The 21,738-nt window shown below is 43.9% G+C and carries 10 protein-coding genes; all 10 read left to right on the top strand.

Features of this window, described 5'->3' with window-relative positions; translation table 11 throughout:
• Nucleotides 1–220: 220 nt before the first annotated feature.
• Complete coding sequence (locus HP568_RS03230) at nt 221–1,117, top strand: proline dehydrogenase family protein (protein ID WP_173628429.1); 897 nt, start codon at nt 221–223, stop codon at nt 1,115–1,117.
• A 136-nt stretch (nt 1,118–1,253) separates the two neighbouring features.
• Nucleotides 1,254–2,114, top strand: coding sequence for a helix-turn-helix domain-containing protein (locus HP568_RS03225; RefSeq protein WP_173628311.1), 861 nt, complete (start codon nt 1,254–1,256; stop codon nt 2,112–2,114).
• 664 nt (nt 2,115–2,778) lie between these two features.
• A complete protein-coding gene (locus HP568_RS03220; protein ID WP_173628310.1) occupies nt 2,779–7,284 on the top strand; it encodes a non-ribosomal peptide synthetase in 4,506 nt (1,501 codons plus the stop codon).
• A 32-nt stretch (nt 7,285–7,316) separates the two neighbouring features.
• On the top strand, nt 7,317–10,403 hold the full coding sequence (locus HP568_RS03215) for a cyclic peptide export ABC transporter (protein WP_173628309.1): 3,087 nt from the start codon (nt 7,317–7,319) through the stop codon (nt 10,401–10,403).
• Between the two features lie 110 nt (nt 10,404–10,513).
• Complete coding sequence (locus HP568_RS03210; RefSeq protein WP_056487513.1) at nt 10,514–11,395, top strand: 3-hydroxyacyl-CoA dehydrogenase family protein; 882 nt, start codon at nt 10,514–10,516, stop codon at nt 11,393–11,395.
• A gap of 43 nt (nt 11,396–11,438) precedes the next feature.
• Complete coding sequence (locus HP568_RS03205) at nt 11,439–12,473, top strand: HAD-IIIC family phosphatase (protein WP_217366377.1); 1,035 nt, start codon at nt 11,439–11,441, stop codon at nt 12,471–12,473.
• Between the two features lie 38 nt (nt 12,474–12,511).
• Nucleotides 12,512–12,763, top strand: coding sequence for a phosphopantetheine-binding protein (locus tag HP568_RS03200; protein WP_047069454.1), 252 nt, complete (start codon nt 12,512–12,514; stop codon nt 12,761–12,763).
• Between the two features lie 9 nt (nt 12,764–12,772).
• Nucleotides 12,773–13,465, top strand: coding sequence for an SAM-dependent methyltransferase (locus tag HP568_RS03195; RefSeq protein WP_048033115.1), 693 nt, complete (start codon nt 12,773–12,775; stop codon nt 13,463–13,465).
• A 79-nt stretch (nt 13,466–13,544) separates the two neighbouring features.
• On the top strand, nt 13,545–14,705 hold the full coding sequence (locus HP568_RS03190; protein WP_173628308.1) for an acyl-CoA dehydrogenase family protein: 1,161 nt from the start codon (nt 13,545–13,547) through the stop codon (nt 14,703–14,705).
• Nucleotides 14,702–21,738, top strand: a 7,037-nt coding sequence (locus HP568_RS03185; RefSeq protein WP_173628307.1) for a non-ribosomal peptide synthetase/type I polyketide synthase, incomplete at its 3' end; no start/stop codon positions are given. The genes HP568_RS03190 and HP568_RS03185, both read left to right, overlap by 4 nt.

Genomic DNA, 21,738 nt, shown 5'->3' with positions numbered 1-21,738 from the left:
AGTAAGGCTTGTAGCAAATTGAGAGAGTCGGTCCCTGGCGAGTTTCCATAAAGGTATGAGTCATGCGAAAGTTAAGCCTATTTGAGCAACATCATACAAGAGACTCCCTAATTTTTTTCCTATAATAAATGCAACTTGAACGAAATGAGGGATAGTAGTGACCCTATCAATCGAAAAGCAATTTTCCGATTCCTTGAAATCGATTGCCCGAAATTTAAAGATGAAAGAGTACATTCAACAATCTTCGGAGCTGAATCCGATATTTCAAAGTGCAGCAAAGCGATTTGTAACAGGTGATTTAAGAGAAGATGGGGTATCAGTTGGTAATCAACTAATACAGAAGGGATACCGTATTTCTCTGGAATTCATCGGAGAAAACACAATAAACAAAGAGGAATGCTTACAGGCCAAAGATGAATTTATAGCATTGATGAAAGAATGTGGAGATCGTAGACTAAGTGCTCGGATTTCTTTTGATTTATCTCATATTGGTTTATCGATTGAGCCTGGGCTTGCCTATCAAAACTTGATGGAAATGGCGAAAGAAGCGCAATCCCGTGGCCTTTCTCTAATGATTAGTATGGAGGAATCAGCTAAAACAGATCAGATCCTTACCATATATAAAAAAGTCGCTGTGGATTATTCCAACGTAGGGATTACGCTGCAAGCACAATTGCATCGAACATTTGAAGATATTAATGAATTAATTCATTATCCTGGGGCAATTAGGATTGTGAAAGGAGCATATCAAGAGCCGTCAAATATTTGTACTCCTCGTTCTGAAAAGCTGGATCAACGTTATCTTGAATTGGTGGAGATATGTGTGAAAGCCGGTCACCAAGTATCCATTGCTTCTCATGATAATGCTATATATGAACAAGTCATCGAGCGTGGTTTTTTGCGAAATCCGTATGCGGAAGCGGAAATGCTTTATGGCATTCGCCCCGAATTTTGCAAAAAACTTAAAGATGAAGGACTGCCTGTTCGGGTTTATCTTACCTATGGTGTAGAGTGGTACTTATACCTTTGTCATAGAATAGCTGAGTACCCGCCAAACATCTATACTGCCATTACGGATATGATTTATGGAAAGGGAGACTTTTCCCAACTTTATTGAAACGATACTTTTCTGTAAACAATCTCACCCACACTTTGCAAATATGGGTGGAGAATTTCAAGTTTGTCTCCCCTTTGAATGAAGAGAACGAGTAGAAATGTTTTATGAAATGGAAGAAGATAAGGAGGGGGACCGAATGGCTAAAGAGGTTCGAACGGTCTGTTTTGATAAAAAATTAAAAATGGAGGCATACTGCTTTAAAGGAGTTATGCAGAAATTCCCAAATCATTTTCATGATTATTACGTTTTGGGCTTTATCGAAAAGGGGAAGCGTTTTCTATTATGCAAAAATCAGGAATATATCATAAACGCCGGCGATGTGATCATTTTTAACCCACGTGATGCTCATACTTGTGAACAAGTAGACGGGAAAACGCTGGACTATCGAAGTCTTAACATTCCTGAAAGTATTATGCGACAAGCCGTTCGGGAAATCACAGGAAGGGAATATCTACCCCGCTTCACACAAACAGTTCTTTATCGCAGCGAACTCGCAACATCCCTGCGGGAGCTTCATCTGATGATTTCCGAGGGAGACATTGACTTTAAGAAGGAAGAGCTGTTTCTGTTTCTCATCGAGCAGCTCATACAAGAATATTCCGATGATGTACCCGAACAGTGCATACAAGAGCCTGCCTCTGAAATGAGAATGATCTGTGATTACTTGGAATCCAATTACGCAAATACAATTACGCTTGACCAGTTGAGTGATTTAACGAAAGTAAGCAAATATCATCTGCTGCGTTCTTTTACCAAACAAAAAGGTATCTCCCCATATAGTTATCTGGAAACAATTCGGATCGGAAATGCCAAAAAATTGTTAGAACAAGGGATTCCGCCGATGGAGGTCGCTTTTCAAACTGGTTTTAGCGACCAAAGTCACTTTTCTCATTTTTTCAAAAAACTGATCGGTTTAACACCTAAGCAATACATGAAGATATTTGAACCCATAACAGAATCGCATTTGCAGGATGGCGGGAAGAGTAATAATGGATAATGGAGACTCTGGCTAATCTGAAAAGGCTATCAAGTCTTCCTTGACATACATCGTATTAATAGGAAAACCTACTACATTAAGAAACTTATTTAGCTCGATAAGGTTTATTATCGGGTTCTTTTTATTTTTCTTTGGTTCCGTCATTCTATAAAAAAGGGTGGGGAAGTGGATAATGAGCTGAGTTAGAATCGGCATTGTGCCAGTCCTTGCAAAGTGATAAAGCCAACTTTTTATAGGATATCAACTGCATGGCAAACAATCGACTCAACAGGAATACCTAGATAAAGAGTAACCAATCATAAGAGATCGATTCTCAAAGAATGGATTCATGTAGAAACTGCCAGCAGCATTGGAATTTATATAGAAATGTGGAAAAAGCTTGAAAAAAGTTGCCTGACCCATTAAAATGTCGTTAAAAGAAACACGGACACTTACTCGCAAAATGACAACATAGGATGAGATGAGAGATTTATTCGTGCAGATAAGCCCTATTTCAATCTAAAAATCATAGCAACCTGAGTGAATCTATTGAAGCTTAGGCACATTAGAGGAATGAAGGGGTCATACGGGAAAGTGAGCGCGAGTGTATTATCTGGATAATACACGAAGTGGCGAAGCTTTGCCGTTTTTTTGCTGAATCGAAAACCAAAAAGGTTTTCACGAGATGGAGGAATTGCTATACATGGATTCATTATGTTTTTACCAGTTAACCCATCCCCAGAAGAGAATTTGGTTGATCGAGCAGATTTACCCCCAAACACCCTTGCATAATATTGGTGGAACCGTAAAAATAAAAGGGCCTGTTCAATTTTCACTACTTGAAAAGGCTATACACCTCTTCATTCGAAGGCATGAAGGATTGCGTTTAAGATTTGTTAACCAAATGGGGGAGATCCAGCAATTCGTGAGTCATATTGAGGATAACCCATTAGATTTTAAAGATTTCACTGTGTACAATGAGCCGCATAAGGAATTTGAGAATTGGGTGAAAACAGAAGCGAGAAAGCCATTCGTCATCGAAAACGAAAGGCTTTTTTATTTTGCCATGTTTCGAATTTCAGACAGTGAGAATGGATATTTGGCCAAGTTTCACCATATAATCGCAGATGGATGGTCGATCAATATTATGACCGATCATATACGAGAAATCTATAGCAAACTTTTGCGCGAAGAGGAAGTAGGAGAGCATCAAGCTCCTACTTACTTGACGTACATCAACCACGAGCGAGATTATCTTTCGTCGGATCGGTACCGGAAAAACAAAGTATTTTGGAATGAGAAGTTTCGAGTCCTACCTGATTCGTTTTTGGAAAAAAGCTCTGACGACTTAGCGGGAAACCGCATCACATATGAATGGAACGCTAATCTTTCTGCTCAAATCAAAGCGTGGGCCAAAGCCAATAAGTGGTCATTGAATACAGTTTTGGTAGGCTTGTATTTACTGTATGTTCATAAGATGACTGGTCAAGACGATCTCGTGATAGGCACACCTGTACTCAATCGATCTGGTAAACAGCAAAAGAGCATGTTTGGCATGTTTACCAGTACGATGCCTTTTCGTTTTACGATTGAGCCTGGCTGGTCAGTTACGGAAATGATGGATGAGGTTAGCAGCGACCTGCAGGATTGTTTTTTTCATCAACGCTATCCGTATGACCTGTTGATCCAGGACATGGAGCTGAAGAAGAAGGGTTACAACCAATTGTTTGATGTATGTGTCAATTATTACAACACGACACTCGATACCGAATGGGAAGGCCATCCTGTCGAGAATGTTGAGTTCTACAGCGGGTCCCAGATTTATTCCATGCAGATGGTGATAAAGGAATGGTCGGATTCAGGCAGCATCAGCATTAGCTTTGACTACAAAATGAACGATTACACCGAAGAGCAAATCCATGTTCTGTTCGTTCGTCTGACTTCGCTGATCAAAAAAATGGTGTCCAATCCCAATGAAGAAATCAGGCAGCTTACGGTTTTCTACGAGGATGAGTATAAAAAACTAGTAGAAGACTATAACGATACCGCTGCACCTTATCCGAGGGACAAAACAATTTACCAGCTGTTTGAAGAACAAGTGGAAAAATCACCAGACAAGATCGCGATTCAATATGGCAAAGAGTGGCTGACTTATCGGCAACTGAACGAGAAGGCCAATCAGCTAGCCAGATATTTGAGGGAACAAGGGGGCGGTCCAGAAACAATTGTGGGCATGCTGACCACACATTCTATGGAAACCATGATTGGGATTATCGGCATTGGAAAAGCCGGCGGAGCCTTCATGCCAATTGATCCAGATAATCCAACTGAGCGGATACGGTATATTTTGCAAAACTCCGGCACAAAAATCTTGCTGACGAATATGGCTGTCATGGACGAGTTTGGTTTCGACGGACAGATTATCAGCCTAACGGACGTCAACTACGATCATTATCCATCATCCAATATGCTAGTAGAGAGTAAGCCTACAGAGTTGGCATACATGATCTATACATCTGGTTCTACCGGAAGGCCGAAGGGAACAATGGTCGAGCACCGCGGGCTTGTCAACTATATATACTGGGCGAAGAAAATGTACGTTAAACACGCGGACGAGATGTTCGCGCTCTACTCCTCTTTGGCATTCGACCTGACAATTACCTCTGTTTTTACTCCGTTGATCTGTGGAGGAACAGTTCTGGTTTATCGCCAAACAGAAGACGAGTATGTGCTGTTCCGCATTTTAAAAGAAAACAAAGCGTCGATCATCAAGCTCACGCCTTCTCATTTATCCTTGGTGCTGGATCGGGACAACAGGAATAGCTCCGTGAAAAGATTTATTGTTGGCGGCGAAAATCTAAAGGTTAGCCTTGCCAAAAGCGTATATGACAGCTTTGGAGGCAATATAGAGATCTTGAATGAATATGGGCCAACCGAGACGGTGGTTGGGTGTATGATTCACTCTTATGATGTTGAGAGAGACACGAGAGTATCGGTACCAATTGGCAAACCTGCCGATAATGTCCGCATTTACGTATTGGACAAAAACATGGACCCTGTTCCGACATACGCTGTGGGTGAAATCTATATTTCAGGAGATGGAGTGGCTAGAGGGTACCATCACAATCCTGAACTTACCAAGGAGAAATTCTTGGACGATCCATTCGTAATCGGCAAGCGGATGTATAAGACCGGAGACCTCGGAAGATTCTTACCGAATGGAAAGCTGGAGTACTTGGGGAGGGACGACCAGCAAATCAAGATCAGGGGACATCGGGTTGAGCTAGGAGAAATAGAAAACCAGTTGATCCAGCACCCGCAGGTAAAAGACGCTGTTGTCTTGGATCGGGAGGACAAGAAGAAGAATGTTATCCTATGTGCCTATTACGTTGCCAAAGGTAATATCTCCCCTGATGACTTGAAGCAGCATCTTGGACAACAATTGCCAAATTACCTTATTCCACAGCATGTAATAGAAGTAGAAGAAATCCCGCTAACAGCAAATGGAAAGGTCGACACGCGTTTTTTGGCAGAAATGGAACTGCCATTGACGGAAAATACGGAATATACGACTTATTCAACCGAAAAAGAAAGGCAGTTCATCCAGACAGTAGAAGAAGTTCTAGGAGTTGAAAAGATAGGAAGGAAGCACAACTTCTATCATTTGGGCGGGGACTCTATCAAGGCCATTCAGATAGCGTCGAAACTGAATGCCAAAGGCTACCGGATAAAAGTAAAAGAGATGCTGTCAACCCCCATTCTGGAAGAGATGGCGTTGCTCGTGGATGAGGTTCCGCTGGTTGTTATTGATCAGGGATTAGCCGAGGGAAGTATATTACCTGCGCCAATCGTATCGTGGTTTTTTTCCCAGAAACTCCCCAAGCCGCATCATTATCATCAGTGTGTCTTGGTGGAAATCAGTCAGGGTATTACGGTTGAGATCCTAGAAAGAGCACTCTTCAAGCTAATCGAACATCATGACGGCTTGCGAATAAACGCCAAGGCTAACCATGGCGAGTTGTTTTACAATAATAACCACCTCCTTAGTCTGCCGACGATTAAAGAGCTCGATTTCACAGGCTTATCTCATTCCGAGCAGTCAGACAAGCTGATGGAAGTAGCCTACGAACTCGCTGATAGCGCGGATATCTTCCAGGATCTTTTGTTAAAAGCATGTGTAATCGATGTTGGAAGCTCGCGGAATATGCTGCTTGTGGCCCATCACTTGGTGGTAGACGGGGTATCCTGGCGAATCATTGTAGAAGATTTGAACACGTTACTAAAACAAATCAGTCTTGGTCAAGATCCGTTGCTCCCTCCAAAGACGCATTCCTATCAAAAATGGACGGAGTTCCTTGAGAGCTATTGGAGAGAAGAGGGAGAAAAGGAATCTGGGTATTGGCAAGCTATACTGCAAAAGTTCACTCCTTTTCCTGTTGACCATGATCTGGGTGTAGATAGTATAGCGAGCAGTTGTACGCTCTCAGCCGAGATCGGTAAGCAGGAAACGCTTTCCCTCTTGTCGGAAGCCAATGTTACCTACAATACAGAGCCTATCGATTTGTTGCTTACGTCTTTGCTGGTGACCATCAAAGAATGTACGGGAAGTACGGATATCCTGATTGAGACGGAAGGGCATGGGCGAGAGCAGATAGAGGACAAGTTGGACGTTACCAGGACGGTCGGATGGTTTACCAGTCTCTATCCATTGGGCATCTCCTTAACCGATGGTAGTCTGTCCCAACAAATCAAGCATGTCAAAGAGGAACGGAGAAAGGTACCAAATAACGGAATCGGTTACGGAATATCGCGCTACCTTGCGAAGTCTATCCCTTATCATGCACCCAAGACGATTAGGTTTAATTATCTGGGGGAGTTTACGCAAGAGTTTGAGGGTGGATATGTAAAATTGTTGGGGGGTTCTGTCCAGCAAAGCACAAGTCAAGACAATCCGCTGACTTGTTTAATCGATGTGAATTGCTTTATTTTGGATAGCCGTTTGCAAATACGGCTGACCTTTAGCCGGAATAAATATAAGGATAGCAGCATGCAACAATTTTTGGCTCATTTTAAAAAGCAGCTTGGCGAGATCATCCTGTACTGCAGCCAGAAAGAGTCGAAAGGGTTTACTCCTTCCGATTTTGAAACGGTAGAAATTTCCCAGGAAGAGTTAGACAATCTCTTCATTTGAGGGTGGAAAATTTGTGATGAGAGGTTAATTTTATGAGAAAAGGGATCTCGGCATGGCTTATTTTGCTTCTGCTCACCATGATTTTCCCCCTGCAGCTACAGGCAGAAACGGCAGTAGAAGGTAGTTTGAGTAAAGAAGAAATCGCATCAATCGAATCGTGGATTGACCAAAAAATGCAGGATGGCAAGATCCCGGGAGCCTCCGTTGTCATTGTAAAAGGGGAACAAACCGTCTACAACCGAGGGTTTGGTTATGCGGATATGGCAGCAAAGAGCCCGGTGACCACACAAACTTTATTCGAGCTTGGGTCCACCACCAAGGCGTTTACGGGTCTGGCGATATTGTCGCTGGAGGAACAAGGATTACTCAATCTGAAAGATCCTGTGCAAAAGTACCTCCCTTGGTTTCAGGTGAAGGATGCAGAAGGACATACGCCAGAAATCACATTGGAGCAACTGCTCCATCATACAAGCGGAATTCCTTTTCATACGATTGGTGAAATTCCAGTCGGCGAAGAGTCTGACGCGCTGGAGCGAACCGTCCGCAAAGTGGTAGGGCAGACATTGGACTTTTCCCCCGGAGAAAGATTTCTTTATGCTTCCATGAACTACGATGTACTAGGTTTGGTCATTGAAAAGGTAACGGGTGAGCCTTTTGAACAGTATGTGAAAGACAACGTGTTGACGCCGATTGGACTTACTCATTCGTATTTGTTCCGAAATGAAGCCGAACGGCATGAGATGGCAAAAGGGTATAAAATCGGTTTTTTGGGGGCGAGAGAATACCAGGCTCCTGTGTATCGCGGCAATACGCCAGCCGGATATATCATTTCCAATAGCGAGGACATGGCAATCTGGCTCAAAAGTCAGCTAGGCTCGATTACAAATAATAATGTGAGCAGCGGGTTGATTAATCGGTCCCATCAGCCGGATCGATCCGTTTTGCCGAATATAGATAGTTCCTCGTATGCGGCGGGTTGGTTCGTCTACCAAAAAGGCAGTGGCGAACTCTCTCATGGCGGAAGCAATCCGAATTACTCTTCCTCAGTAGTAATACGTCCTGGAGAGAAACTCGGAGTAGCGGTATTAACGAATATCAACTCTGCCCATACGCAGGCAATGGGCCAAGGAATCATGGAAATCCTGCGACAAAAGAAACCACCGGAAAATGTTTCCGATCTCTACAGCAGTGTGGATAATGTGTCGGTTGCCATCCTGTGCATAGCGATACCGTTGATCCTGCTTACTGCATGGTTTGCCATTGTTGCGCTTGGCGAAATCGCCCGAAAAAAGAGGATGCGATCCGGGGGATTCGGGAAAAATGCGTATCGATTTGTGCTGTTGCTTCTGTGTCTGGGGCTGTCCGGGTATTGCTTTTATCAAATTCCTTCGGTTTTATTTGACGGGGTCTCATGGGACTTCGTCGATGTTTGGGCACCTTCAAGTTTTGTCATCGCCATTCAAAGCTTATTTGTCGGGATTGTTTTGTTTGCGTTCTATTACTTCATAACGGTGGTCTTTCCAAAATCGCATGATCGTACCTTTTTTCCCATTATCGTCCTTAGTACGGTGAGTGGATTGGGCAATGCCTTGATAATTTTTATCATTAACGAGGCGCTTAACCATACTGACCGGTTTCAGGGGGGATTGCTATCCTTTTTTGTGATGGGAATCGTCATCTATGTTTTTGGACAAAGATTGGTACGGGCTAAACTGATTACGATTACAAATGAGATGGTTTTCCAAAAGAGAACGGAGTTGATTGATAAAATACTGAAATCTCCGTATCAAAATATTGAAACCATTGAAAAAGAACGAATTTATTCCGTGTTGAACAACGATACAGAAACGATCAGCGGTGTGTCCAACATCCTGATTTTCGGGGTCACCAGTTTGGTTACGTTGCTGTGCTGTTTCATCTATTTAGGGATGGTCAATATTTACGGCTTGCTGATTTCCATTTTCGTTATTATGGTTGCTGCCGGCCTTTATTTTATGGCAGGAAGGTACGCCAATCGTGTCTGGGAAGAAACCAGGGATATTCAAAACACGTTTTTCAAGTTCATTAATCACATGATTGGCGGTTTCAAGGAGCTTAGCATCCACAAAGGTAAAAAAGGACAATTTCAGGAGGAGCTGCAGGAAAGCTGTGACACGTACCGGACTAAACGGATTCAGGGAGATTTGAGCTTTGCCAATGTATTTGTTATGGGCGAACTTCTGTTTACCTTTGTGATCGGGGTCGTTGCGTTTGTTTTTCCTGTCGTCTTTGATGACATTGCAAACAGTTCCTTAAGAGCGTATATCTTTGTGTTTTTGTATATGACAAGTCCTGTTCACGGCGTTTTGGACGCGATCCCTAATTTTATTCGGGTCAGGATTAGCTGGAACCGATTAAACGAATTGTCGAGGCAGTTGGAAACTGGTGAGACAAAACAATCAGAGCGAGTCAAAGAGGCATCGCCTGCAAGCGAGATCATTCACTTAGAGGTCAAAGATGTTGAATATCATTATAAAAACCAAGAGGGAGAACAGTTTACAGTCGGGCCCGTTAATCTGAGCTTCCATTCCGGGCAAGTCACCTTCATTACAGGAGGAAACGGGAGCGGAAAATCGACTCTGGGTAAACTGTTAGTAGGGTTGTACAAACCTGACCAAGGCGAAATTTTACTGAATGGTCAGCAGCTTGAAGAGTTAAGTCAAAATTTTGCGGCCATCTTCAGCGATTTTCACCTCTTTGAAAAGATGTATGGCATCGACGTGAAAATGAAAGAACAAGAAATTCAAGAATATTTGCTGAAATTAGGCATGGACCATAAGTTGCAAATCCAACATGGGGGATTCAGTACCGTCAATCTGTCCACGGGACAAAGAAAAAGATTGGCCTTGCTTATCAGTTGTATGGAGGATCGACCTATCTATTTCTTTGACGAATGGGCTGCCGATCAGGACCCTGAGTTCAGAGAATATTTCTACTATAACCTCATCCCTGAGATGAAACAAAAAGGAAAATGCGTCATTGCCATTACGCATGACGACAGGTATTTCCATGTAGCCGATCAACTTTTAAAAATGGAAGTTGGTCAAGTTACCCACGAACAGTTGAAACAACATGCGTAACAGAACAGAGGATCTCCTAATCTGAAAAGGGAGAGGAGAGATAGAAAAAAGCCATAGAATAGAACGATTTCGTTAAGCCCTCCACTACAAGAAAAGGATGATTGTTGAAGATGAAAACATTCGAATCGATTGGGATTATCGGAGCAGGAATTATGGGATCGGATTTGACCTTGGACCTGGCGAGTCATGGATACCGTGTCATTTTGAAGGACCTGCATCCCGACATTTTGGAAAAAGCAAAACAGAAGATGAGAGAAGATTTTAAGCTTGTAAAGCTGATGAAAAAAGAGATTCCAGTAAAAGACATTGAGCAAGTGCTTTCCAATGTTGTGTTTACTACATCTTACGACGATTTTTATACCGTTCCCTTCGTGATTGAAAACATCACGGAAAATTGGGAGGCAAAAAAACAAGTCTACCTAGAATTGAAAGAACATTGCCCTCAAGACACGATATATGGAGTCAACACAAGCTGCATCTCCATCACCAAGGTTGGCTCACTACTTCCCAAGCCGGAAAATGTTATCGGGATGCACTTCATGAATCCTGTGCCACTTAAGCAGATGGTAGAGATCATCAAAGGCTACTATACCTCCGAACAAACCATCCAAACAATCAAAAACTTTCTGGAGTCGATCGACAAAAAGCCTGTGCTGGTCAATGATTCGCCGGGTTTTGTGACGAACCGCGTGCTGATGCTGATGATCAATGAATGTATTTGGGCGATTCACGATCAAGTGGCGACGCCTCAGGACCTCGACAAAATATTCCGATTAGGATTTAGCCATAAAATGGGACCGTTAGCGACTGCTGATTTGATCGGATTGGACACTATTTTACACTCGATTGAAGTTTTGTATGAGAGCTTTAACGATCCTAAATATCGTCCATGCCCGCTGTTAGTCAAAATGGTAGATGCTGGATTACTCGGAAAGAAAAGCGGAAAAGGGTTCTTTGATTACACGGCTGCATTGGCACAAACTACCAGGTAGTTTTAAGCGGATCAAATCAAAATTCGAGTAAAGGAACATGCAGATGGATATTAAAAACGGGGTTAAATGTGTAGTCTGGGATTTAGACAATACGATTTGGAATGGCGTTTTATCGGAAGGGGACGATGTAGCCTTAAACCCTCGGATCAAAGAAATATTGGAACAACTTGATCAGAGGGGCATTTTGCAATCGATTGCGAGTAAAAACAATTACGATGACGCGATGCGCAAGCTGAAAGAGTTTGAGATTGACCGCTATTTTCTTTACCCGCAAATTCATTGGGAGCCCAAGTCAAAATCCGTAGGGATTATCCAGCAGTCGATTAATATTGGGATGGATACCCTTTTGTTTATCGATGATCAGCCCTTTGAACTGGATGAAGTGAAAAGCGTACATGAATCTATCAATTGTGTCCACGTCGACCGATATACAGAGTTGTTGTCCCACCCTTCGCTGACTCCAGCTTTCATTACAGAAGATTCGAAAAAAAGGCGGGAAATGTATCTACAAGACATTCAGCGCAAGCAGGAGGAGGAATCCTTCACAGGGACAAATGAAGAATTTTTAAAAACGTTAGACATGAAGTTTATCATCAGCGAGGCGCATGAAGATTGCTTGAAACGCGCAGAAGAGCTAACGGTTCGAACCAATCAATTGAACTCGACGGGACGGATTTACAGCTACGATGAACTCAATTATTTCCGAAATTCACCCGACCACAAATTATATGTCTGTGAGCTCACAGATAAATACGGGTCATACGGGAAAATAGGAATCGCATTGGTTGAAATAACCGAAACTCATTGGCATATCAAATTGCTTATTATGTCGTGCAGAGTGATTTCCAGAGGTGTTGGAACCGTATTGCTAACCCATATCATGCAGCAGGCACAGCTAGCCAACAAGAGACTGCTAGCTGACTTTAAAAATACGGAGAGAAACAAGATGATGTATGTATCCTATCGTTTTTCCAATTTCAAGGAAGTCTCCAAAGAAGAAGACGGCTTTGTCATTTTGGAAAACGATTTGACCCAGATACAAAAATTTCCCCCTTACATCAATGTTCTCGTTCAGTAATCACAATGAAAACCCCAAAAAAAGGAGCGTTTACACTTATGCAACTTCATGAACAAATTCGTGAGTTTATTCTGGCTAATCTGGTTGTATTCGATGATGATGTTGATTTCACGAATGACGACAATATTTTTGAGCTAGGCTTCGTCAATTCATTGTTTGCCATGAAACTCGTCACTTTCATTGAGAGCGAGTTTCGCTTGACCATCGAAAGCGACGAAATGGAAATTTCGAATTTCAATACCATTAACAATATCGTGAACTTTATCCAGTCAAAATCGGTTTATAAATGAGTGAAGAAAATGATTTATACGACGAAAAATACAAGTGCAGATTTTGATTGGACCGAGTATTTTACCAGGTTACACAACGGGGAGATCCCAAGTCTCGATACGCATATCTATTTTCAAAACATCCGTCATTTGTTAAGTGAAAATGCTCACTTATTAGGATTGGTGCTCGGTGACGTGCTGCGAAAGCTTTTAAGAGGCGTTCAGATCAAGACTGAGCCAAGAATGCTTGAGCTTGGTGCGGGTACCGGATTTTTGACGCGTCTTTTGCTTACCATGTACCAAGGGAGCGGAGTTTTGGTAGATAATTGCCAAACCTCCTTCAACGCCTATAACAAGATAGCGGATAAACATGCCGATCATATTACTTATATACTCCAAGATCTGTTTACGTTAGAGCTGGAAGAAACGTTTGATGTTGTTTGCAGTTTTGGCTTGATTGAACATTTTAAAGAGAAGAACGAAATCTTGTCCGTACATAAACAATTTTGTAAAGAAGATGGACATATGATTTTGGTCGTTCCCATGGATAGCTTTTTGACTCGGGCCTATTACGAGGTTCACCCTGAAATCAACTTGGGATACAGAGAGCTATTGACCAAGAAGACTGCACTGGAGCAGCTCAGAGCCAGCGGTTTGGAGCCGATTCGCGCAGAAGTCAGTCAGGGCTATGTCTACGATTTTTTGGCGATTTTATGTAAATGATAGAAGGTTTTCTTTTTCGAAAGGATGCGGAATTAGACTCAGTCATAATCACATTTTATATGATGGGGATTGAATGAAAATGAAGATAACAAGCCCGCATAGCATTCTTGAAGAAGTAAGACAATTTACAGACGAAGAAATTAGGCCATATGCTACTGATTTTGAAAAGCAACAAGCACTCCCAAGGGAACTAATCAAAAAAATGGGGAACAAACGATATTTGGCTGCAAGCTTTTCTGAGCAATATGGGGGCTTGCAGCTGCACCCGCTTGAATATGGGAGCATGGTTGAAGAGATTGGCAAAGGGGCTTTGTCTGCTGCGATGCTCCTGACGGTTACAACCGGATTGGTAGGCGAAACACTCATCCGCTGGGGGACCGAGTACCAAAAAGAACAGTACGTTCTTCCCATCGCGAGCGGGGAGAAGATCGGTGCTTTTGCGTTGACTGAGCCGGGCGTGGGAAGCGGTGCGAAGGATGTGCAAACCTCTTACGAAAAAGTAGGCGACAAATATCGGATAACGGGGCGCAAGAAATGGATATCGTTCGGAGAGATCGCCGACTTTTTTATTGTTATAGCGTCGGACTCATCGGGGAATGGCATTAGTGCCTTTATCGTCGACCGTGAACAAGAGGGAGTTCGCGTTCAAAAGATACAGGGGCTGCTCTCTTGTGCAGCTTCACAGCTTGCGGATATTGAATTGACGAACGTAGAAGTGGGCAGCGAGAGGCTGATCGGCAAGGAAGGAATGGGCTTCACGGGTGTTGCCAACTTTGCTCTGGATCAGGGAAGATTTAATGTCGCCTGGATGGGCGTCGGGTTGGCACAGGAGGCGTTGGAAGTAATGGTTACGTACGCGAGAAAAAGAACCCAATCCGGAGAGAAAATCTTTAACTTTCAACTTATCAAAGGCATCATTGGCGACGCCACTACGAATGTTCATGCTGCCCGTTCGCTATGCAAGGAGGCTGCTCGGATGCGTGCGGATAATCACCCGGATGCGATCGTACAAACGACAATGGCAAAATACTTTTCGTCAGTGGTGGCTAACAAGGTTGCCTCCGATGCAGTTCAAGTCCTCGGCGCTAACGGTTGCAGCAACCTCTATCCGGTAGAACGGCTTTTTCGAGAGGCGAAAGTACTGGAGATCATTGAAGGGTCTTCTCAAATTCAGCAGCAAATCATTGCGATGCATGCCGCAAATAGACATTATCAGCCTAAGAGGGTAACGGAACTATGAAAAAATTAGATGCCAATCAAGTCAGCGACATCATTTCTCTTAGTCCAATGCAAGAAGGAATGCTGTTTCATTACTTAAAAGAACCAGACAGCTCGCTATATTTTGAACAAATCAGCTTGCATATTTCCTCGGCTGTAAATATTTCTGCTTTTCAACAGGCTTGGCGGCACGTCGTCTCAGTAAATGAGATGCTACGTGCCGTTTTTCGATGGGAAGGGGTAAAAGAGCCTCTTCTCATCATCGTAAAAGAGGTGCAAGACTTTCTGCGAGTCATTGATGTATCGGAACAGACGCGAGAGGACCGTAACGCATTTGTGGCAAAAATACTGGACGATGATCGAGAAAACAAGTTTGATCTGAGGGAAGGCGCGTTTCGAATCAGCCTGTACAAATTGGGTGACGAAGACTTTCAACTGATCATGAGTCATCACCATATTCTGTTTGACGGATGGAGTACGGGCATCCTTTTGTCTGAATTTATAGAGGCGTACCAACAACTGCTGGATCAGCGTCAGCTGTCCGTTCCCTCGAAAAGGAAAGGTAAAGACTATATCAAATGGATTCAGAAAAAAGACAAAGCTGAGCAAGAAAGCTTCTGGACCACATATCTGCAAGACGTAAATCCGGTCTGGCTTCAGGAGATCATTCCAGCGAATCGCGTTAGCAGACAGGATGATGAGGGGAAAAAACAGGTCCGTCTGGAACTACCTCAGTCCCTACACGATGAAATCAAGCGCCAAGGAAAGCACTCAATCAGTTGTTATCTGTATGGGGCTTGGGCGTTGCTGCACTATTTTTATACAGACAGCAAAGACGTAGTTTTTGGAACGACCATCTCAGGGAGGGAAGAGTCTCTCGAAGGAATCGGGGAGATGGTGGGTTTATTTATCAATACGTTGCCACTTAGAATGGCGATCGATCCAGATGAATCTCTCCAGGCATTTTTGGAAAAGGTGTTTGCCTCCATGAATGCTCGAAAACACTTTGGTTCTACCCCATTGCGGGATATAAAAAAATACAGTGCGTTGCCTTTTGAAAAAGAGTTATTTGATGCAATTCTTGTCGTTGAAAATTATCCGCTTCAACATCATTCGAATAATCGGAATATTGTTATTGATTCCTTTTCATATAGAGAAGAAACCAACTATCCGCTCACGATCTTTATCACGCTGTGGAATTCGATTCAATTTGTTGTCGACTATGACAATCGCATCTATAGCGAGACATTCGTAGAGGAACTATGTGCGCGCTATCAGACGATACTTTCTTGGCTTGTAGAACAGCCGCTTGCAAGCATTCGCACTGTTGACTTTCTCTTTCCCGAAGAAAAACAGAAGCTGCTGTATGAGTGGAATGATACAAAAGTGTGGGTGCCATCCGAGAAAAGCATCCCACAGTTATTTGAAGAGCAGGTATGTAAAACACCGGATCGTATTGCACTTATATACCAAGACCAATGCTTCACGTATCGGCAAATCAATGAGCAAGCGAATCAGTTGGCAATTTTATTACGGGATGTGGACATTCACTCCAACCAGTGCGTGGGTCTGTTCATGGACAGGCGGCCGGAACTGTTAATCGCCATGCTCGGAATATTAAAAGCCGGGGGCGCCTATGTGCCAATTGATCCGATGCTGCCACTCGAACGTTGCTCGACGATGCTTGACGACGGGCATGTAAAAGTAGTGATTTCCGAGCAGAAATACGGCGATATATTAGCTGCTCTTCAAGCGAAGTGTCCGGCTTTCCAAACCGTTGTGTGCATGGATCATACAGAGAGCGAAGGGTATTATGGCTTGCAAGACATGCAGCAACGCGCGCGGGAAGCGACAATTGCTCCGCCTTCGTCGGATGATCTGGCTTATGTGATTTATACATCCGGATCGACAGGGGTACCCAAGGGTGTGATGATCACACACGAAAACGTCGTGAATTTTATCTACGGAATGGAAAAAGAGATCGGTTTTGAGCCTGATCATGCCATACTCGCTCTCACTACTTATTCTTTTGATATTTTTGTCCTGGAATCATTGGCGCCGCTATGTCTTGGAATGAAAATCGTATTGGCGAACGATATGGCGCTAAAAGACCCGGATGAAATACTGCGATTGATCGAAGCCAATTCGGTTACGATTCTCCAAGCGACTCCATCTCGGATGAAAATGCTTGTGAATTCATCACGTGCTAACAGCTTGCAGCAATTGAAAAAGATATTGATCGGCGGAGAAGGACTGCCGGAACATTTATATCAATCTTTGCGCGAAATAACTAAGCAGCCGATTTACAATGTCTATGGCCCGACTGAAACGACTGTATGGTCTACTGTCCACCTGCTTGATGAATCGATTGCCATCGGGAAACCTATTGCCAATACGGGAATCTATCTCTTGTCGAAAGAGAGGACATTGCGCCCGCTCGGGTACCCGGGTGAACTGTGCATCTCAGGAAAAGGAGTGGCGAAGGGATACTTAAACCAGCCTCTACTCACTGAGGAAAAATTTATACCTCATCCATTTCAACCAGGTGAAAAATTATACTGTACGGGTGATTATGCCTATTGGCTGCCAGATGGAACGTTGCAGTTTGTTGGACGAAAAGACGATCAGGTCAAAATCAGGGGACATCGCATAGAAATCGCCGAGGTTGAAAGCGCCCTGAAAAAATTTCCGTCAGTAAAAGATGCCGTTGTCATAGAGATAAAAGAAAAGAATGGTTCGGCTCTGGCTGCGTATATGGTCATCGATGGCAATTTCAACTGGGCAGATTGTAAAGATTTTCTAAAGGACAAACTGTCTTATTACGCCATTCCGTCTTTTTACTACCGTATACAAGCAATTCCGTACACCAGCAATTTGAAAGTGGATCGAAAAGCTTTGGTACAGATCCAAAAAAATCCATTGAATGTTTCGGAAAAAACAGTTGAGCCAAGGAGCGAGCTGGAAACAAAGATTGCACAGATATGGAAAAAAGTACTGAAAATCGAGCGAGTGGGCATACACGACCGATTCTTTGATGTCGGAGGCGACTCGATCAAAGTCATTTATTTGTGTAATGAATTGAAAGCCGAATTCAATACGGAAGTTTCGATACAGACTATTTTCACCTATCCGACGATTTATGATTTTGCAAAATACTTCCATGCGAAAACCAAGGTTCACAGCATGACTACCCATACAAAAGATAAAAAGCCTAAAATCGTCCCGCTTCAAGCCATAGACATTCAAGACACGGATGTCGCCATCATTGGGATGGCTGGCCGATTTCCAGGAGCGGCTGACAAAGAGCAGTTTTGGAGCAACTTGGTGAACGGAACGGAAACAATCAAGTTTTATACGGATGAAGAAATGCAGGCATTCGGCATCGATCACGAGTTGTTGAACAACCCCCATTTTGTTAAAGCAAAGGGGAAGCTGGAGGATATCGATTGTTTTGATGCAGATTTCTTTGGATATACGGTTACAGAGGCCAAGCAGATGGACCCACAAATTCGCTTGCTTCATGAATGTGCTTGGCATGCCTTGGAAGATGCAGGATATGAACCTGAAGCCTACCCAGGCTCCATCGGTTTGTATGTCGGCTCCTCCTACAATATATACTGGGTACCCGAAAAGTTTTCACCGTCTCTTTATGCCTCTGATCAATATCAAATTTATCATGTTAACAGCAATTCATTTGCAACACTGATTGCGTATCGCATGAATTTGAGGGGTCCAGCTATCACGGTCCAAGCAGCTTGCTCCACTTCGCTGATTGCCGTCGATCGTGCCTACAAAGATTTGCTTTTTGGAGAGTGTGACATAGCAATAGCAGGAGCGGCTACAGTTTCTTTGCTGGACGAGATGGGGTATATCCACCAAGAGGGAATGATTTTATCAAGGGATGGACATTGCAGAGCCTTTGATAAAAAAGCATCAGGCACGGTGACCGGAAATGGCGTGGGGCTTGTCGTATTAAAACGATTGAAGGATGCCCTTGCAGATGGGGATCATATCTATTCGGTTGTGAAGTCTTCTGCGGTAAATAATGATGGAAACCGTAAAGTGGGGTACTCCGCCCCGAGTGTTGAAGGACAAGCAGCTGTCATCCAGAAAGCAATCCAACGCTCCGGACTCGGATCTACACAGCTCCATTATATTGAAGCTCATGGGACTGGAACGATTTTGGGTGATCCCGTTGAAATCGAAGGACTCAAAATGGCCTTTGATACGGATAAGAAAAACTATTGCGGAATTGGCTCAGTCAAGACGAATATCGGACATTTGGAAGCAGCGGCAGGGATTGCGGGTTTAATGAAAACATCCTTGTCGCTGAAGAATCGGATGATTCCGCCTACAATCAATTTTGATGAGGTCAATCCGCAAATCGATTTTCAGAATTCTCCTTTTTACCCGCACACGCAACTTCGTGACTTGCGAACAGAAGATTTGTTCCCTCTTCGGGCTGGTGTGAGTTCCTTTGGACAGGGGGGGAGCAACGCCCATGTGATTCTGGAAGAAGCTCCGCCCGTTATAAAGACGCCGACCAAAAGACGATTCCAAATCATAACGTTATCCGCGGAAAACGATACGGCGTTGAAGAAGATAAAAGGGCAGATTCGAGAGAATTTCCAGCGCAACCACAACATTCATTTAGCCGATGCAGCTTACACGTTGAAGGTAGGACGGAAGCGTTTTTCGCACCGCTCTGTATTCCTTTGTTCGGAAGTGAGACAGGCTATTGAAATATTAACGGAGAAGGACACACGAAAATCATTGGATTTCGTGGCTTCCGAACAAACGCCTTCCATTGTATTTATGTTTACGGGTCAAGGCGCGGAATACGTGAATATGGCCCTGGATCTTTACCGACACGAGGCGATTTTTCGAGAGAAGCTGGATGAATGCTTCACGATTTTGCAAAAAATCTCGGGTGTCCGGTATCAAGACTATCTGTATCCAGAAAAGACTGACACCCAAACGGGAACGGAAATTCATAGACAGAGCATTTCCCAGCCTCTTCACTTTGCCGTTGAGTATTCTATGGCTTTGATGCTGATGGAGTGGCATATTACTCCTCTGAGCATGATCGGATACAGCATAGGGGAGTATGTGGCAGCGTGCATAGCTGGAGTTTTCTCGCTGGAAGACGCCCTGTTTTTAACCTATCACAGAGGACGGCTGATGGAGGGACTTCCTGAAGGGACTATGCTAACGGTGCCGTTGCCGGAATTGGAATTGCTGGGCATGCTTCCAAATGAACTGTCGATCGCAGCAGTGAACGATGAGTCTTGTGTTGTCTCCGGGAGCAAGGAGGATGTTGCCAAATTCGAATCTTCGCTGAAGCAAAACAAGATCATAAGCATGCGGCTTGCTATTTCCCATGCCGGCCATTCCAAGATGCTGGATTCCATGATGGCAGACCTAAGTGAATACGTTCGCAGCATTTCGTACCATCCACCTGTTATTCCGTTTTTCTCCAGTTTAACAGGTAATGCAATCACACCTGAGGAAGCTGTCGACCCCGAATATTGGCTTCGTCATTTGTGCGAACCTGTTCGTTTTGTGGAAGGGATTAAGAAGCTGGCGATGCATGAGCATACCTTATTTATCGAGATAGGGCCGGGACGAAATCTGTGCACGCTTGCGAAGAGGTTTTTGTATCCTGAACGCAATCAACAGATTCTCGATACGATTCGAGTTGAGCAAATGAAAGTAGCGGATGATGAATTCTTTTTAAAGACAGTTGCGCAATTATGGTTATATGGAATCGACATTGACTGGAAACGGTTTTACGGAGCAGAAAAGCGAAGGAGAGTTTCTCTGCCAGGATACCCGTTTGAAAAAAAGCGTTACTGGATAAACAATTTCCGTTTCGACACAAGCAGCCACGGCAAGCGGGTGAGTGCCAACGAGAAACCGTTGCTTGGACAAGACCCCGTTTCGATTCAAGCCGTGCACAAGTTTACAACGAAAGAAGGAGCCATGCTTTCACAGGTAGTATCCGAAATCATCGGAGGACCTCATGTTGGGGAAGACGATGATCTGTTTGAATCAGGATTTGATTCGCTTAAAGTCATTTCACTTGTCTCCAAAATGACAGATACGTTTCAAGTGCATTTGACGATGCAAGAGGTGTTCGAGCATCCTACGATCCGGGAACTGGTGCCGCTTATCTTGCAAAAAACGCCGCAGACGGCAGTCGTGATCCCCAAAGCAAAGGAAGCGCCGCACTACCCGGTATCATCCCAGCAAAAGAGGCTATTTGCTCTACAGCAATTTGATGAGAGCAGTACGGCATACAACATCCCCGGTGTGTTCCTCCTGCACGGAATGGTGGATCGGGAACGATTGCAGGCTGCATGTGATGGATTGCTGCAACGGCATGAAGCTCTGCGGACGTGTTTTGAGCTGATCGGACAAGATCTTGTACAAAAAATCGTTCCAGAAGCCTCGTTTGCGATTGAATATGTGGAGATGCCGGGGGCAAGTGTAGAGGAGACATTGGAGGGCTTCAGTCGCCCGTTCGCATTGGACCAAGCACCGTTGCTGCGAATTCGCTTGGTCTGCTTGGAAAAACAGCGCCATGTCATGCTGATTGATATGCATCACATAATTTCCGACGGACTGTCGAGTGAACGGCTAGTGAGTGATTTTCTGGCCTATTACGATGGGCAGACCTTGGGGGACCCAAAGATTCAATACAAAGACTTCGCTGTATGGCAGCAAAGCAGGGACACAGCATTTTGGCAAAAGGAAGCAGATTTTTGGTTACAGCAATATAAGGATGGCTACGAAACACTTGATTTGCCGACTGATTACCGCCGTCCTTCGATCAAAAATTTTGCCGGGTCGATTAGTCGGTTTGTTTTGGCGGATGAGAAGGCTGCTGCACTCCGGGAGTTTTGCCGCACGCAACAACTGACACCGTACATGCTGCTGTTTGGTTGCTTCTCTATCCTGCTGGCCAAATACAGTGGTCAAAATGAAATCCTGATCGGAACCCCAGTTGCCGGTCGTTTCGGCGTGGAGACGGAGGAGACTGTCGGGGCTTTTGT

The sequence above is a fragment of the Brevibacillus sp. MS2.2 genome (assembly GCF_013284345.1).
In the GTDB taxonomy this organism is placed as follows: Bacteria; Bacillota; Bacilli; order Brevibacillales; family Brevibacillaceae; genus Brevibacillus; species Brevibacillus brevis_C.
Note: the sequence above shows the minus strand (reverse complement) of the source record. Positions and strands in the feature narration are given on the sequence as shown.

Coding starts and splice junctions, on each gene's coding strand:
- HP568_RS03205 (WP_217366377.1), top strand. CDS start 11,439: ATGGATATTAAAAACGGGGTTAAATGTGTAGTCTGGGATTTAGACAAT.
- HP568_RS03215 (WP_173628309.1), top strand. CDS start 7,317: ATGAGAAAAGGGATCTCGGCATGGCTTATTTTGCTTCTGCTCACCATG.
- HP568_RS03200 (WP_047069454.1), top strand. CDS start 12,512: ATGCAACTTCATGAACAAATTCGTGAGTTTATTCTGGCTAATCTGGTT.
- HP568_RS03195 (WP_048033115.1), top strand. CDS start 12,773: ATGATTTATACGACGAAAAATACAAGTGCAGATTTTGATTGGACCGAG.
- HP568_RS03220 (WP_173628310.1), top strand. CDS start 2,779: ATGGAGGAATTGCTATACATGGATTCATTATGTTTTTACCAGTTAACC.
- HP568_RS03225 (WP_173628311.1), top strand. CDS start 1,254: ATGGCTAAAGAGGTTCGAACGGTCTGTTTTGATAAAAAATTAAAAATG.
- HP568_RS03190 (WP_173628308.1), top strand. CDS start 13,545: ATGAAGATAACAAGCCCGCATAGCATTCTTGAAGAAGTAAGACAATTT.
- HP568_RS03210 (WP_056487513.1), top strand. CDS start 10,514: ATGAAAACATTCGAATCGATTGGGATTATCGGAGCAGGAATTATGGGA.
- HP568_RS03230 (WP_173628429.1), top strand. CDS start 221: ATGAAAGAGTACATTCAACAATCTTCGGAGCTGAATCCGATATTTCAA.